The following is a 13,355-nucleotide window of genomic DNA, read 5'->3' on the forward strand; positions in this document are numbered from 1 at the left end:
GGGGGCGGTCCCGGGGCATCCCGGAACCGCCCCTCGGCCGAGGCCCCGTAGCGGTCAGCGGGCAGTCGTCAGTCCTCGGTCGGTAGCCGTCAGTCCTCGGTCGGTCAGCCGAAGTTCCGCAGTGTGACGGATCCTCCCTCGGCGAGCCGCACCGTACGGGACGCGCCGCCGGCCGTCACGGTGGTGGTCCGGCCGCCGACGCTGCGGAGCACAGCCTCCTCCACCCGCCCCTCGCGCCACCGCAGGTCCACGACGAAGCCGCCGCGTACGCCCACGCCCGTCACATGCCCGGACGCCGCCCAGGCCTTGGGCAGCGCGGGAAGCAGCTCGACACGGCCCGGCCTCGAATACACCAGCATCTCCAGCATGGCCGACGGTGTACCGAAGTTGGCGTCGATCTGGAAGATGCTCCGGGTCTCCTCGACCTGGTAGATGTCGAAGAAGTTGGCCGCGGTGCCGTTCGAGTTGTCGGTCGAGGGACGCAGGTTGGTGGCGATGAGGCGGTACGCGGTCTCCGCGTCCTTCAACCGCGCCCAGCACAGCGCACGCCACGCGTTGGCCCAGCCGTAACTGTCCATGCCGCGCGCGGTCAGCAGCTTGCGCGCGCCCGCCAGGATCGTGTCGGGGGAGGCGTCGGGGCGGATCCGGTCACCGGGGAACAGGCCTATCAGGGGCGAGAGATGGCGGTGCTCGGTCTCGCCGAGGTTGTCCGGCGACATCCACTCCTCCAGCCAGCCCGTGGTGGGGCTGACGCGCGGCAGGTAGAGCCGGTCGCGCAGCCCGCCGATCACCTCGCTGTACTGCCGGTCCTTGCCCAGAATCCCGGCCGCCGTGCGGTAGTTGCCGAACAGGGCGTGCACCAGCTCCTGCGAGTAGGTGTTGCCGATGGAGTCCTGCGGCCCCTGCTCGGGCGACCAGTCCTTGTCGTCGACGAGGACCTCACGTGTGCCGGACGGCGCGTCGGGGTCGTCGACCGTGGTGGTGATCAGCCGGGCCTCCCAGAACGCGCAGGCCCCCTTGAGCAGCGGGTAGATCCGGGCCAGCGTCCGGGTGTCCTGGGTGTACTCGTAGTGCTCGAAGAGGGTGTTGCACAGCCAGGCGTTGGCCGCCGGATGCCACCACCAGCCCGACCCGCCGTAGATGTTGGTGGAGAACGCGACGGCCCAGCCCGCGAGCTTGCCCGAGGAGTTACGGAACCGGTTGCGCGGGTCGTTGAACGTTCTGGCCGTCACGTCGGACCACGAGGGGAGCTGGGAGACGCAGTAGTCGGTGAACGCGTCGAAGCACGACGAAAGACCGGCCCGGTCCGCCATCCAGTAGTTCATCTCGACGTTGATGTCGGTGTGGTAATCGCCCATCCAGTCCGGGTCGTTGCCGTCCAGCCACAGGCCCTGGAGGTTGAGCGGCACGCTGTCGCGCGACCCGCAGATCATCAGGTACCGGCCGAACTGGAGGTACGACGCTTCCAGTTCCGGGTCGGGCGCCGCGTCCTGCACCGCGCGCGCCGTGAGGCGCCGCCAGGTGTCGAGGCCGCGCTGGTCCGCGTCGGAGACGCCGAGGGAGAGGGACATCGTGTCGAACAGCCGCCGGTAGTCGGCGACATGGGTGGCGCGCAGCAGCGCGGGCGTGTGCCGCAGGGCCGCGCGCACCTTCCGCAGCGCCAGGCTGTCGGGCCGCAGGGAGGGATCGCGGTAGTCGTGGGCCGCGTCGGGGGAGTAGTTCGTGCCGCCGCTGAAGACCACGGTGAGGTCGGCGCAGTCGGTGAAGGTCAGCCGGCCGTCGGAGACCGTCACCCGGCCGGTGCTGCTCGTCGCCGTGACGACCCCGGCGTACCGCAGCCCGTTGTCCAGCGCCGCCGACAGGCTCGCCGTGGTGGTGGACCTGTCGGTCGTGACGCTCTCGGCGTGGGTGCCCGCGAGCAGGACACTGCCGGTGTAACGGCCCTTGCCGCTCTGTGTCATGCGGACCACCACGACGTCGTCGGGGTGGCTGGCGTACACCTCGCGGCGGTACGTGACGCCGCCCTGCCGGTAGGAGGCCGTGACGAGCCCGTTGCTCAGGTCGAGCGTACGGCGGTAGTCGGTGACCGAGTCGGGCGTATGGCCGGGCACGGCGACCGTCAGGTGGGCGAGCTGGGTGAACGAGCCGAACTGGACGCGCTCGTAGGGGAACTGGCCGTCGGCGTCGAGGACGTCGTTGAGGCCGCCGGTCCACAGGGTGCCGTCGGTGACGTACAGCGTCTCCTCGGCGGGGTCGCCGCCGACCAGCGCTCCCAGCCGTCCGTTGCCGATCGGCAGCCCCTCCTGGATCATGCGGGCCGGGTCGGCGGGCGCCGGGTACCACAGGGTGACCGCCCGGCCGGCCGGGACCAGCGGGTCGCCGGAGGGCCGGTCGGGTTCCGCCGCCGCGGCGCTGAACGTCGGCAGCCCGGCGAAGGCGGCCAGCGATCCGGCCCCCGCTGCGGCGAGAAAGGTCCGACGACTGGGGGACGAGGGGAGTGGCTGGGAAGAGGTCACGGGCGATGTCTCCTGCTCATGTCTACGCGGTACGCGGCTGGGGCGCGCGCTGGGATGCGTGGCTGGGGGCGTCTGAGCCATCGGTCAAGCTAAATCTACTAATTAACGATTACAAGGCTTCGCGCACGCATTAGTCCGATGAATCCATGCTCCAGGACGACGGGCTGGCTTGCTGCCCGCCGGGACGGGGATGTGCGCAGACTTTTAACAACGTTGGAATTGGCATGGACCTGATCAAGTCTCTGGGCTATCGTCCGGAACGGCATCCTCCACGGAGCGCTCAGAGATGCCTGCTGTTCCACCCCCACACATCTGGAACACCAGAAGGGTTGAACCCTTGAGACGCACGACAGTTGTCCGCACAGGACTGTCCGCACTCCTCCTCCTAGGTACCTGGGCGACCGCCGGGCTCGTCCCGGCCGCCGCCGCGGATTCCCCCTCCTCCTCTTCCGCCGTCACCTCCGAAACGCAGGTGTCCAACGGCCTGCTCGCCGCCATGCAACGGGACTTGGGCCTCACGGCGCCCCAGGCCGAAGCGCGGCTCGCCGCGGAGAAGACGGCGACAGCCACCCAGGGCAAAGCCAGGACCGCCGCCGGGTCGTCGTACGGCGGCTCGTGGTTCGACGCGAAGACCGGCCGGCTGACCGTCGCCGTCACCGGCGAAGAGCGGGCCGACGCGGTACGGGCCACCGGCGCCACGGTGCGGCTCGTGACCCGCAGCGCCCGTCAACTCGACGCGGCCAAGGCGAAGATCGACGCCCTCTCCGCACCGTCCGGCGTGGCCGGCTGGCATGTCGACCCCAAGGCCAACGGGGTCGTCGTCGACGTCGTCACCGCGCGCAAGTCCGACAGCGACGTCCAGGCGTTCCTCGCGAAGGCCAGGAAGACCGGGCCCGTCACGGTCAAGGAGACGCCGCAGGCGCCCAGGACCTTCTCCGCGGGCACCGTGGGCGGTGACCCGTACTACACGGGCAACGTCCGCTGCTCGATCGGCTTCTCCGTCAACGGCGGCTTCGTGACGGCCGGACACTGCGGCCAGGCCGGCGCCGGCGTCAGCGGCTGGGACGGCTCGGCCATCGGCTCCTTCCAGGGCTCCTCGTTCCCCGGCAACGACTACGCCTGGGTGAGCGTCGGCAACGGCTGGTGGACCGTCCCCGTGGTCCTCGGCTGGGGCACGGTCCCCGACCAGCTGGTGCGCGGCTCGGCCGAGGCCCCGATCGGTGCCTCGATATGCCGGTCCGGCTCCACGTCGCACTGGCACTGCGGCAACGTCCTCGGCACGAACGAGACCGTGAACTACGCGCAGGGCGCCGTCACCCAGATGACCGGCACCAGCGTCTGCGCCGAGCCGGGCGACTCCGGCGGCTCGTTCATCAGCGGTGACCAGGCCCAGGGCGTGACGTCCGGCGGCTTCGGCAACTGCACGAGCGGCGGCCAGACCTGGCACCAGCCGATCAACGAGATCCTCAACACCTTCGGCCTGACGCTGGCGACAGCGTGAGCTGACGCGGGTGGCACAACCCGATACGGCGGTGCGGGTGGTACGGGCCTGATGGGCCTGTACCACCCGCACGGGCGTCAGGGCTACGGCGCCGGTCCACGGCGGGGCCTGGCAGGATGGTGTCGAACCTGCCCTGACCTGGACGTTGGAGGAGCCCGTGCCGCTGCCGTCGGAGCCGTTGCGGAAACTGGGGTTCTTGACCATCGGACTGTTCGACGAGGCCGATCCCCGGCGCGGCCACGAGTCGACGCTGGAGATCATCCAACTCGGCGAGCGGCTCGGCTTCGACAGCGCGTGGGTGCGCCACCGCCATCTGCAGTACGGCATCTCCTCGCCCGTCGCCGTCCTGGCGGCCGCCTCGCAGCGCACCCGCCGTATCGAGCTGGGCACCGCCGTCATCCCGCTGGGCTGGGAGAATCCGCTGCGGCTGGCCGAAGACCTCGCGACGGTCGACCTGCTGTCCGGCGGCCGGCTCAACCCGGGCGTCAGCGTCGGGCCGCCCATGCACTACGACCGGGTCAAGCCGGCCCTCTACCCGGACACCGCCGACACCGAGGACTTCAGCTACGACCGCGTGCGCCGGCTGCTGGACTTCGTACGGGGCGCGCCCGCCACCGACTCGGCCGGGACCGAGGGCTTCGAGGTCTTCTCCGACCGGGTGCAGCCCCAGTCCGCCGGTCTCGGCCGGCGCATGTGGTACGGCGGAGCCAGCACGCGCTCGGCGCAGTGGGCCGGTGAGCACGGCATGAACTTCCTCACCAGCAGTGTGGTCAAGGCGGAGGAGTCCGAGGACTTCGCCGACATCCAGCGCGGACACATCCGCACCTTCCGCGCCCACCACCCCGACGGCGACAACGCCCGCGTCTCGCAGGGGCTCGTCGTCATCCCCACCGACTCCGCCTCGCCCGAACAGCGCGCGAAGTACGAGGAGTTCGCGCGCAAGCGAACGCCACGCACGGCCGCACCGCAGGGCCCCGCCCGCATGCTGTTCGCCCGCGACCTCGTCGGCACCTCCGCCGAGATCGCCGAACAGCTCTACGCACACGCCGCCTTCCGGGAGATCGACGAGGTGGCGTTCGCGCTGCCCTTCACCTTCGACCACGACGACTACGTCCAGATCCTCACCGACATCGCCACCCACCTCGGCCCGGCCCTGGGATGGCACCCGACCGCCTGAACGGTCCCGCCCACTCGCACCATCCGGCAGCGGCTGGAACCATGGCATCCCATGGACAGGCTCAGCACTCCGGAAATCCTCGCGGCCGTCGCCGGTGACCTCGGCGACTGGCGCAAGCTCGCTCAACCCATTGCCGCACGCTACCGCCCCGCCGACGCCGTCGGTGGGGCGGCTTTCGTCGGCGCAGTCGTTCAGGCGGCCGTGGCGGTCGGGCGGTGTGTGCCGGAGGTTCGGTTGGGGGACGGGTTCGTCGACGTGGTGGTGTTCACCGTCGACGACACCAACGGCGCGCGGTGGGTCACGGCGGCCGACCTCGAGTTCGCGCGTACCGTCAGCGGGCTCGCGCGGGAGCGCGGGCTGACCGCCGTCCCCGGCCAGGTGGCGCAGGTCGAGTTGGCGCTCGACGCCGCCGACGAAGGGGCGGTGGGGCCGTTCTGGTCCGCGTTGCTCACCGGTGAGCCGGGAAACACGGTGTACGGCACGGTCTTCGACCCGACGAGCCGGGTGCCCAGCGTGTGGTTCCAGCGGACCGGTCCGCATCCGGTCCCGCGCCAGCGCTGGCACTTCGACCTGTGGCTGGCGCCCGAGGTGGCCGACGAGCGGATCGCCGCCGCCGTCGCGGCCGGGGGGAGTGTGGTCGACGACGCGGGGGCCCCTGCGTTCACCGTGCTCGCCGATCCGGAAGGCAACAAGGTCTGCGTCTGCACCGCGCTGGAGCGCGACTGACGGTGTGACGGTACGCGGCGGCGTCACCGTACCCGCGCCGCGACCGCCCAGCTCAGTGCCTGGTCGACCGCCCCCGGTATGTCGTCCACCGGGAACAGCGCGTGCCGTACGGTCCGTTCGGCGTCCACGACGAGGACAAGTCGCTTGAGGCGCAGCCGGCCGGCGCCCCGGAAGGTCGGCAGGCGCAGGGCCGCCGCCAGCCGCTGCTGGGCGTCGGAGAGAAGCGGGTAGGGCACCGACTCCGCGCGCGCGAACGCGGCCTGTTCGTGCGGGAGTTGGGTGCTGACGCCGTGCACGGCCGCGTTTGCGGCGCGAAATCGCGGCCACGCGTCGCGGAACAGCCGGTTCTCCAGGGTGCAGCCGGGCGCGCCGGGGATCGGCTCGTCGCCCCAGTCCACACCCGTGCCGGGATAGCTGAAGAGGACGGTCGACGCGGCCTCCGCCGCGACGACGGCGTGCTCCTTGCCGTCGGCGCCGGTCAGTTCGAGGTCTGCGGGCAGCCGGCTGCCGACCAGGCCGTGCACCCGCGCGTGTTCGGCGCTGTCCTCCGCCGCCGTGGCCGTGGTGCTCCCGTCGCCGAGCACCCAGCGGTCGCCCCAGTCCTGCATGGCCACGAGCAGGGGCAGCAGCGCGAGTCCGGAGTCCGTGAGCAGGTACTCGTAGCGGACCGGCCGCCGTTGGTAGAGCGTGCGGCGCAGCACCCCGCGCGCGACGAGCCTGCCGAGCCGTTCCGTGAGGACCTTCCGGGAGAGGCCGAGTTCGGTGGCGAGCGCGTCGAACCGTACGTGCCCGCGCGCGATCTCACGCAGCACCAGCACATTCCACCAGTCACCCGTCACGACGGCGGCCTGCGCGATGCCGCAGTTCTCGTCAGCGTTGTGCATCCTCATCCACCCATAGTACGTTCCTTTCCGGAACTCACTTTGTTTCGGGTGGGAACTTACACTCCGTCGTATCCGCCGATCGTGAGGAGCAGCACCATGACCGCCATCACCCGCATCGTGGCCCGCGAGATCATCGACAGCCGGGGCAACCCGACCGTCGAGGTCGACGTCGAACTCGTCGACGGTTCGACCGGCCGCGCCGCCGTGCCGTCCGGAGCGTCGACCGGCGCCAGGGAAGCCGTCGAACTGCGCGACGACGACCCGACCCGCTTCCACGGGAAGGGCGTCCGCCGCGCCGTCGACGCCGTCAACGAGGTCATCGCCGACGCCGTCGTCAGCCTCGAAGCCGAGGACCAGGCAACGGTGGACGCCACGCTGATCGACCTGGACGGCACCCCCGACAAGGCCAGACTCGGCGCCAACGCGATCCTGGGCGTCTCCCTCGCCACCGCCAAGGCCGCGGCGCAGGCCCATCGGCTGCCGCTCTACCGCTACGTCGGCGGGGTCGACGCGCGCCTGCTGCCCGTTCCGATGATGAACATCGTCAACGGCGGTGCGCACGCGGACAATCCGCTCGACTTCCAGGAGTTCATGATCGCGCCCATCGGCGCAGCCGACTTCGCCGAAGCGGTCCGCATGGGCTCGGAGGTCTTCCATACCCTGCGTCGCGACCTCATCGCCGCGGGCCACAGCACCGGCGTCGGCGACGAGGGCGGCTTCGCACCGAACCTGCGGACCGCGGAGGAGGCGCTGGACTTCGTCGTACGGGCCGTCGAGCGCACCGGCTACAAGCCCGGCACCGACATCACCGTGGTGATGGACCCCGCCACGTCCGAGTTCTTCCGTGACGGGGTCTACGACTACGCGGGCGAGGGCGTACGCCGCACCACCGAGGAGCACGCCGACTACCTGGTCTCGCTCGTCGACCGCTACCCCGTCGCCTCGATCGAGGACCCGATGGCCGAGAACGACCATGACGGCTGGCGGCTCCTCTCGTCGCGGCTCGGCGACCGCTGCCAGCTCACCGGCGACGACGTCTTCTGCACCAACGAGACGCTGCTGCGCGAGGGGATCAGGGACGGCGTCGCCAACTCGATCCTGGTGAAGGTCAATCAGATCGGCACCCTCACCGAGACGCTGGCCACCGTCGCCACCGCCCACCGCGCCGGCTACACCGTCGTCATGTCGCACCGCTCGGGCGAGACCGAGGACACCACGATCGCCGACCTCGCCGTGGCCACCGGCTGCGGCCAGATCAAGACCGGCTCGCTCTCCCGCTCCGACCGCACCGCCAAGTACAACCAGCTCATCCGCATCGAGGAGGAACTGGGTGGCCAGGCGCGCTACGCGGGCCGCGAAGCCCTCGGCCTGCGGTCGAACACACTGGTCGGCTAGATCCCAACGACAGGACCTGGGGCGACCGCAGGAAGGCCCGGACCGTCACGGGGTCTTGAGCCGCAGTGAGCTGATCGTCATCGGCGTTCCGGTGACCGCGATCAGATGGATACGGGGATGTCTGCCGCCCGGCAGTTCCCTGAAGCCGCCGGGTGGCGTCAGGACGTACGACCCGGCGGCGCCCGGAGCGAGCCGCGCGGGACCCGACCGGACCGTCCACCAGTCCGAGGCGCCCTGGCCGGCCCGGCTGGCGAAGTGCGGCTCCAGCGCGCTGCCCGACCTGTTCACCGCCCGCACCACAACACGGGTGACGACCGGACGCGACAGACCAGGACGCTCGGCGAACCGGGGTACGGCGCTCATCTGCAGCGGCGCCGGGCTCAGCGCCGCGACACCCGCACACAGCACCGAAGGGAGCAGCAGCGCCACCGTCACCACGACCCGCGCCTTGAAGCCCCTGCCACCCCTGAAACCCCTGCCACCCCTGATGCCGCTGATCCGTGGCAGCGCGGGCTGCCACGCCGTCGCGAACGCGGCAGCGGGAACGGTCGCGGCGGCAGCCAGCCACAGCGGTGTCATCAGCAGGAAGTAGCCGTCCTGGGAACGGGTGGCGGCGTAGAACGCCAGCCACGGCAGCACGGTCAGCGCGGGCCCCAGCCTGCGTACGAACAGCAGAGCCGCGGCGAGCAGGCCGAGGAGCAGCAGGAACGCCGCGTAGGAGTAGAAGTCCAGCCGGGAGCTGCCGCCGGTGATGTAGTACGAGATGCCCATGACGCCCTGGCCGTGCAGGATCGCCCCCTGGGTGAGCGGCAGCAGCGTGCCGTCGAACCAGGCGGGGAGATCGAGCACCATGAAGTACGCGTTGATCAGCAGCCAGGTCAGCGCGGCGAGGCCGCAGTATCGGGCCAGCAGGGCGAGCGCCGCCCGGCCGCCCAGCTCGCCGCGGCGCACCGCGTGCAGGCCGATCAGCAGGAACGGCAGCAGGAACCAGGCCAGTTGCTGGCTGGCGCACGCGGCGCCGAGACAGCACGCGCGCAGCACCCCGTACCTCCCGAGCCGGCCGCCCGCGCCCGTCGTCTGCCAGCGGACCACCACCGGGACGAGCAGCGCGAGGGCGAGAATCGCCGGATAGCCGGAACGGGCGTAGCCGGGCAGCAGCCCGAAGCCCAGACAGACGGCGGTCGCCGCCGACCGCCACGGCGCGGGGAGCAGCCGCCACAGCGTGACCGTACCGGCGAGCAGGGCGGCCATGGTCACCCCGGTGGCCGCGGAGGCGAAGGGCACGAAGGCACGCACGGGCGCGGTGAGCAGCGCGGCCAGCGGGGGATAGGCGTACGTGAGATCCGCGCCGCCGGACATGGTCTTCGTGAGGCCGACGTGCGGGCCGCCGAACAGCCACGGCCAGGGGCGGTCGTAGATCGTGTGGCCGCGCAGGATCTCCAGCGCCGCCTGCGCGGTCAGCACACCCTCGTCCGTACCGTCGCTGCGCAGCAGATAGCCGCAGATCGCGAGCGTCATGGCCAGTCCCAGCACACCGGCGTCCACCCGGGTCAGCGCGCGGCGGCCGCGTACGGCCAGGGTGAGCACGCCACAGACCAGGATGCCCAGGTAGCAGACCGAGATGACGGCGGCCACCGGCGGATGGACCGTCATCGCCCGGGTCCAGGCGCCCCGCGTACCGATGAACAGACTGATGACCGCCAGCAGGGTGACGCCCCGGTGCCACTGCGGCGGAGCCGCGTCCGCCGGGCGCCGCGACGGTGCGTCCCGGACCACCACGGGCACGGTCAGACCGGCTCCCGGGCTGCCGGTGCGAGCGGGCAGGGTGTCGTCCATGACGGTGTTCCTTCGTGGCTCGGCGATCCCCGACCGGGGTCATGAACCATCAAAAGGGAGAAAAACCGCCGTCGCATCCGGGACCTGACGGAGCATCACACCGCGCTTGGGCCGTTCGGCGGTCTGCCCGGCGGTCTGCCCGGCGATGTGTCGCGCCTACAGGCCGCCGAGAGCGACCGGCCCACCGGCCTCAGCGCGGGCCCGTCCCGTACTGGAGCTGTCGGCCGTGCGCCGCCGCCACCGACTCGAGCACCGGCCGCCAGTCCTCCAGCACCCCCGCGTCGAGTCCCACCGTCTTGCCCTCGTCGTCGGCCTGGCGCAGCCGTACGGCGTCCTCGGCCAGCGGGTCGAGTGCGAAGCGGGCCGCCTCGTCGTGGCTCATCGGGCCGCCCTGCACCGCCAGGGTCTGGGCGCTCTGCGCCGACAGCGGCCGGCCCGGCTCCACCGCCGCCAGATAACGCTTGGCCGGCACATGCAGCTGTACGAGCCGGGCCACCCGCTCGCCGAGCAGCGGCCGCACGGCGTCGGCCGCCCGGTCCGCGTGCCCCGCGTCGTCACCGGGCAGCAGCAGATGGCCCAGGTCATGGACGAGCCCGGCCACCTGGAGCTCCTTGTCGGCCGGGCGCAGGCGGCGCAGCAGCGCCGCCGTCTGCAGGGCGTGATCGTGCAGATCCACCGGATCCCCGCTGCGGTCCGGTGTGTCCCAGGCGCCCTGACACGCGTGCAGGAGATCCATCAGCTCGTCGACCGAGTTCGCAGCCATGGGCGGCCTCTCTCGTCCAGGGAATGTCTGCCTTCGCCCTTCCGAGCAGATCACGAAGGGGTGAACGCGTCGCCGAACGGCGGACTGAACGCGTGGCGAACAAATGCCGTCGGACGGCCCGTCCGATCTGTTATCCGCTTTCCCTGTGCCAACGGGCGTCGGTACGGCACGCTGATGGGTATGAACGCTGCCAGACACGCCGGCGAACGACTGATGACCTGGCCGGGTCTCAGCGTCGGCCGGGCTTACTGCGGCACGGACCTGTGCGTACGCACGGGCACCCAGGAGATCGTGCACTTCCACGGCGAGAACGAAGCCGATGTGCATCTCACCAATCCTATGATCGCCAAGCTGCGCCCCGCGCTGAAGAATTCCAGCGCGCTGCGGATGAGGAGCGGCTCGGGCTGGGTCACCGTACGGCTCGACACGGGCGCCGACATCGATCTGCTCACGACGCTCGTCAGCGCCGCGCTGCAGGCCGTCGCCGCGCTGCCCGTCGAAGCGGCCGGCAGCCGGGTGACCGACCCCTGCACCCGGCACGGCGTCGCCTACTCACGCTGACCCGCTCACGCCGGCCCCCGGCCCCCGGCCCCCGGCCGGTGCCGGTGGCCGCGCCCGTTCGCTGCGGATGCGGGATCGCCCGGCAGCGTGGATCGTGGTGGGAAGTACGTTCCGAGTGAGGAGCTAGCCATGTCGATGCTCGACAAGCTGAAGGGCCTCGTCAAGGGGCATGAGGACACGGCCCGCAAGGGCGTGGATAAGGCCGGCGACGCGGTCGACAAGAAGACCGGCAACAAGTACAGCGGCCAGGTCGACTCCGCCCAGCAGAAGATCGACGACCAGCTCGGCTCCGGAGACTCCGGCGGCCGCCCGCCCCAGAACTGACGGTCGCGGGCCCGTGGGCCCGTAACCCCCAGGACAGCTGATGGCCCCGCACCCACAGAGCCGTGGGTGCGGGGCCATCAGCTGTCTTCGCTGCCCTTACTCCTCGACCGTCACCCTGACCTGACCGTCACCCCTTCGACGGTTCGAGCCCGGCCCGTACCAGCGCCGCGGCGAACGTCGCCGGATCGGCGCCCGTGTCGTCGGCCAGCCGCGCCAGCGCCTTCGGGTCCTCCGGCAGACCGGCGCGCCGCGCGCCTTCCTGGGCCTTGGAGTCCAGGTACGGGGCGACCTCGGGCCAGACCCCCTGCACCTCGCGCAGAAAGATGTCGGCGCCGACAGGACCGAGCCCGGGCGTCCGCAGCAGCCCGCCGCGCAGCTCGTCGATGTCTCCGTCCGCGGCCTTACGCAGCCGGCGCAGATCGCCGCCGTAATCCTCGATCAGCCGTTCGGCGCCCTCGCCGAGCTGGGTCGAGGTCCGTTCGTCGTAGCGTCGGTAGCCGCCACGGCCCAATGCGTCCACCCGCTGCTGCCAGGTGGCCTTCGCCATCTGCCGTGGGCCGCGCAGCCCCGCTTCGGCCAGCGCGCGTGCGGTGGCGAGCGCGATGTCGCTGCGGATGCGGGCGCTCAGCAGATTCGCGAGCACCAGCAGCCGGTACAGCGGCTGGGGGGTGTCCTTGAGGCGGATGTCCGCCTCATCGGCGTAGGTACGGCCGTGGGTCTTCAGCAGATCCCGCACGGCTTCCCGGTCCTTGGCCCCTGCCATGGCATGCCTCCCTTGCCGGAGCCGTCCCGCGCCGTTCCGCACCGTGCCGACCGGCATCGCGGCCACCGGTATCGCGGCCACCGGCACCGCGCCGACTACTCCTTGCGTCCTTCATTGTTGCTCGGCCAGGTGCCCGTCGCACGCTCGATGGCCTTGGCCCCTGAGCGGTCGACGGCCGTCCGGACGACGGCGAAGATCATGCCCTCCACGGCGGCGGCGAGCAGCACCTCGCCCCAGCCACGGTCGCGGTCGAGGGCGTCGGGCGCGTCGTCCTCGTGGCGCAGCGCCTTCCAGGCGGAGCGGAACAGCGGTCGCGCCAGCGCGCCGCCGACCCAGCCGAGCACGAAACCGGCCGGCCGGTAGGCGAGGGTGAGTTTCTGTTTTTTGGTCACGCCGCTCGGGTGCCCGGTACGGACGCACGCACACAACGCCGTACCGGACCCGTACGGACCAACAACGCTCTCCCCGGTGACACCGCGCACCGCACGGTGGAAGGAAACATGCCCGACCACCCCGCACCCCCGGAGTCCCGAGATGACCTGTGTGAACCGACGAGACGTCGGACTGCTCGCCCTGCGGATCGGAGCGGGCGCCGTGCTCGCGGCGCACGGCACCCAGAAACTGTTCGGCTGGTTCGGCGGCCCCGGCATCGAGGGCACCGCGCAGGGCATGGAGTCCCTGGGCTTCAAACCGGGCAAGGAGAGCGCCATCGCGGCGGGGCTCGGCGAGACGGGCGGCGGGGTGCTGCTGGCCCTGGGCCTGGCCACCCCGGCGGCCGGCGCCGCCGCGGCCGGCGGCATGGCCGCTGCCGTCTCCGTGCACGCCCCGAACGGCTTCTTCAACCAGGACGGCGGCCTGGAGCACCCCGGCTTCCTCGGCTGGACCGCGGCCTGTCTGGGGCTCGTGGGA

Annotated in this window: 13 protein-coding genes; 7 read left to right on the forward strand and 6 right to left on the reverse strand. The window is 71.5% G+C overall.

Features of this window, described 5'->3' with window-relative positions:
- Nucleotides 1–104 precede the first annotated feature (104 nt).
- Nucleotides 105–2,516 carry a glycoside hydrolase family 95 protein gene (locus HY68_RS27035; RefSeq protein ID WP_041993505.1) on the reverse strand — a complete coding sequence of 804 codons (2,412 nt, stop codon included), beginning with the start codon at nt 2,514–2,516 and terminating at the stop codon, nt 105–107.
- Nucleotides 2,517–2,853: 337 nt separating this feature from the next.
- On the opposite strand from HY68_RS27035, the gene HY68_RS27040 reads away from it, so the two are divergent.
- The 3 genes from HY68_RS27040 (at nt 2,854) to HY68_RS27050 (ending at nt 5,920) form a co-directional block, all read left to right on the forward strand.
- Nucleotides 2,854–4,017, forward strand: a complete 1,164-nt coding sequence (locus tag HY68_RS27040; protein ID WP_041993508.1) for a S1 family peptidase — start codon at nt 2,854–2,856, stop codon at nt 4,015–4,017.
- A gap of 157 nt (nt 4,018–4,174) precedes the next feature.
- Nucleotides 4,175–5,194, forward strand: coding sequence for an LLM class flavin-dependent oxidoreductase (locus HY68_RS27045; RefSeq protein ID WP_041993511.1), 1,020 nt, complete (start codon nt 4,175–4,177; stop codon nt 5,192–5,194).
- Between the two features lie 51 nt (nt 5,195–5,245).
- Nucleotides 5,246–5,920: a VOC family protein gene (locus HY68_RS27050; protein ID WP_041993514.1), complete on the forward strand. Its 675-nt coding sequence runs from the start codon at nt 5,246–5,248 to the stop codon at nt 5,918–5,920.
- 23 nt (nt 5,921–5,943) lie between these two features.
- Here HY68_RS27050 and HY68_RS27055 read toward each other — a convergent pair whose 3' ends face one another.
- Nucleotides 5,944–6,810: a winged helix-turn-helix transcriptional regulator gene (locus HY68_RS27055; protein WP_041993516.1), complete on the reverse strand. Its 867-nt coding sequence runs from the start codon at nt 6,808–6,810 to the stop codon at nt 5,944–5,946.
- Nucleotides 6,811–6,900: 90 nt separating this feature from the next.
- Between HY68_RS27055 and eno the strand changes: the two genes are divergently transcribed.
- Nucleotides 6,901–8,199, forward strand: a complete 1,299-nt coding sequence (eno, locus tag HY68_RS27060) for a phosphopyruvate hydratase (protein ID WP_041993521.1) — start codon at nt 6,901–6,903, stop codon at nt 8,197–8,199.
- 45 nt (nt 8,200–8,244) lie between these two features.
- Here eno and HY68_RS27065 read toward each other — a convergent pair whose 3' ends face one another.
- Together HY68_RS27065 and HY68_RS27070 are read right to left on the reverse strand one after the other, a co-directional pair.
- Nucleotides 8,245–10,035, reverse strand: a complete 1,791-nt coding sequence (locus HY68_RS27065; RefSeq protein WP_078863804.1) for a hypothetical protein — start codon at nt 10,033–10,035, stop codon at nt 8,245–8,247.
- 190 nt (nt 10,036–10,225) lie between these two features.
- Entirely contained in the window at nt 10,226–10,798 is a 573-nt protein-coding gene (locus HY68_RS27070) for an HD domain-containing protein (RefSeq protein WP_041993524.1), read from the reverse strand.
- 180 nt (nt 10,799–10,978) lie between these two features.
- Between HY68_RS27070 and HY68_RS27075 the strand changes: the two genes are divergently transcribed.
- Together HY68_RS27075 and HY68_RS27080 are read left to right on the forward strand one after the other, a co-directional pair.
- Complete coding sequence (locus HY68_RS27075; RefSeq protein ID WP_041993527.1) at nt 10,979–11,359, forward strand: luciferase family protein; 381 nt, start codon at nt 10,979–10,981, stop codon at nt 11,357–11,359.
- Between the two features lie 129 nt (nt 11,360–11,488).
- Nucleotides 11,489–11,683 (forward strand): antitoxin, encoded by a 195-nt coding sequence (locus HY68_RS27080; RefSeq protein ID WP_041993530.1) that lies wholly within the window; start codon nt 11,489–11,491, stop codon nt 11,681–11,683.
- Nucleotides 11,684–11,810: 127 nt separating this feature from the next.
- Here the strand turns inward: HY68_RS27080 and HY68_RS27085 are convergent, their stop codons facing one another.
- Together HY68_RS27085 and HY68_RS44110 are read right to left on the reverse strand one after the other, a co-directional pair.
- Nucleotides 11,811–12,446: an endonuclease gene (locus tag HY68_RS27085; RefSeq protein ID WP_041997282.1), complete on the reverse strand. Its 636-nt coding sequence runs from the start codon at nt 12,444–12,446 to the stop codon at nt 11,811–11,813.
- A gap of 95 nt (nt 12,447–12,541) precedes the next feature.
- Entirely contained in the window at nt 12,542–12,838 is a 297-nt protein-coding gene (locus HY68_RS44110; RefSeq protein WP_041993533.1) for a DUF4235 domain-containing protein, read from the reverse strand.
- 142 nt (nt 12,839–12,980) lie between these two features.
- Between HY68_RS44110 and HY68_RS45505 the strand changes: the two genes are divergently transcribed.
- Nucleotides 12,981–13,355: DoxX family protein (locus HY68_RS45505; protein WP_041993536.1), on the forward strand; the 375-nt coding region annotated here is incomplete at its 3' end.

The sequence above is a fragment of the Streptomyces sp. AcH 505 genome (genome assembly GCF_000818175.1).
Classification (GTDB): Bacteria; Actinomycetota; Actinomycetes; order Streptomycetales; family Streptomycetaceae; genus Streptomyces.

Bases quoted from the DNA above. Each gene is read 5' to 3' on its own strand.
- HY68_RS27085 (WP_041997282.1), bottom strand. From the start codon at position 12,446: ATGGCAGGGGCCAAGGACCGGGAAGCCGTGCGGGATCTGCTGAAGACC.
- HY68_RS27050 (WP_041993514.1), top strand. From the start codon at position 5,246: ATGGACAGGCTCAGCACTCCGGAAATCCTCGCGGCCGTCGCCGGTGAC.
- HY68_RS27075 (WP_041993527.1), top strand. From the start codon at position 10,979: ATGAACGCTGCCAGACACGCCGGCGAACGACTGATGACCTGGCCGGGT.
- HY68_RS27055 (WP_041993516.1), bottom strand. From the start codon at position 6,810: ATGAGGATGCACAACGCTGACGAGAACTGCGGCATCGCGCAGGCCGCC.
- HY68_RS27070 (WP_041993524.1), bottom strand. From the start codon at position 10,798: ATGGCTGCGAACTCGGTCGACGAGCTGATGGATCTCCTGCACGCGTGT.
- eno (WP_041993521.1), top strand. From the start codon at position 6,901: ATGACCGCCATCACCCGCATCGTGGCCCGCGAGATCATCGACAGCCGG.
- HY68_RS27065 (WP_078863804.1), bottom strand. From the start codon at position 10,035: ATGGACGACACCCTGCCCGCTCGCACCGGCAGCCCGGGAGCCGGTCTG.
- HY68_RS27080 (WP_041993530.1), top strand. From the start codon at position 11,489: ATGTCGATGCTCGACAAGCTGAAGGGCCTCGTCAAGGGGCATGAGGAC.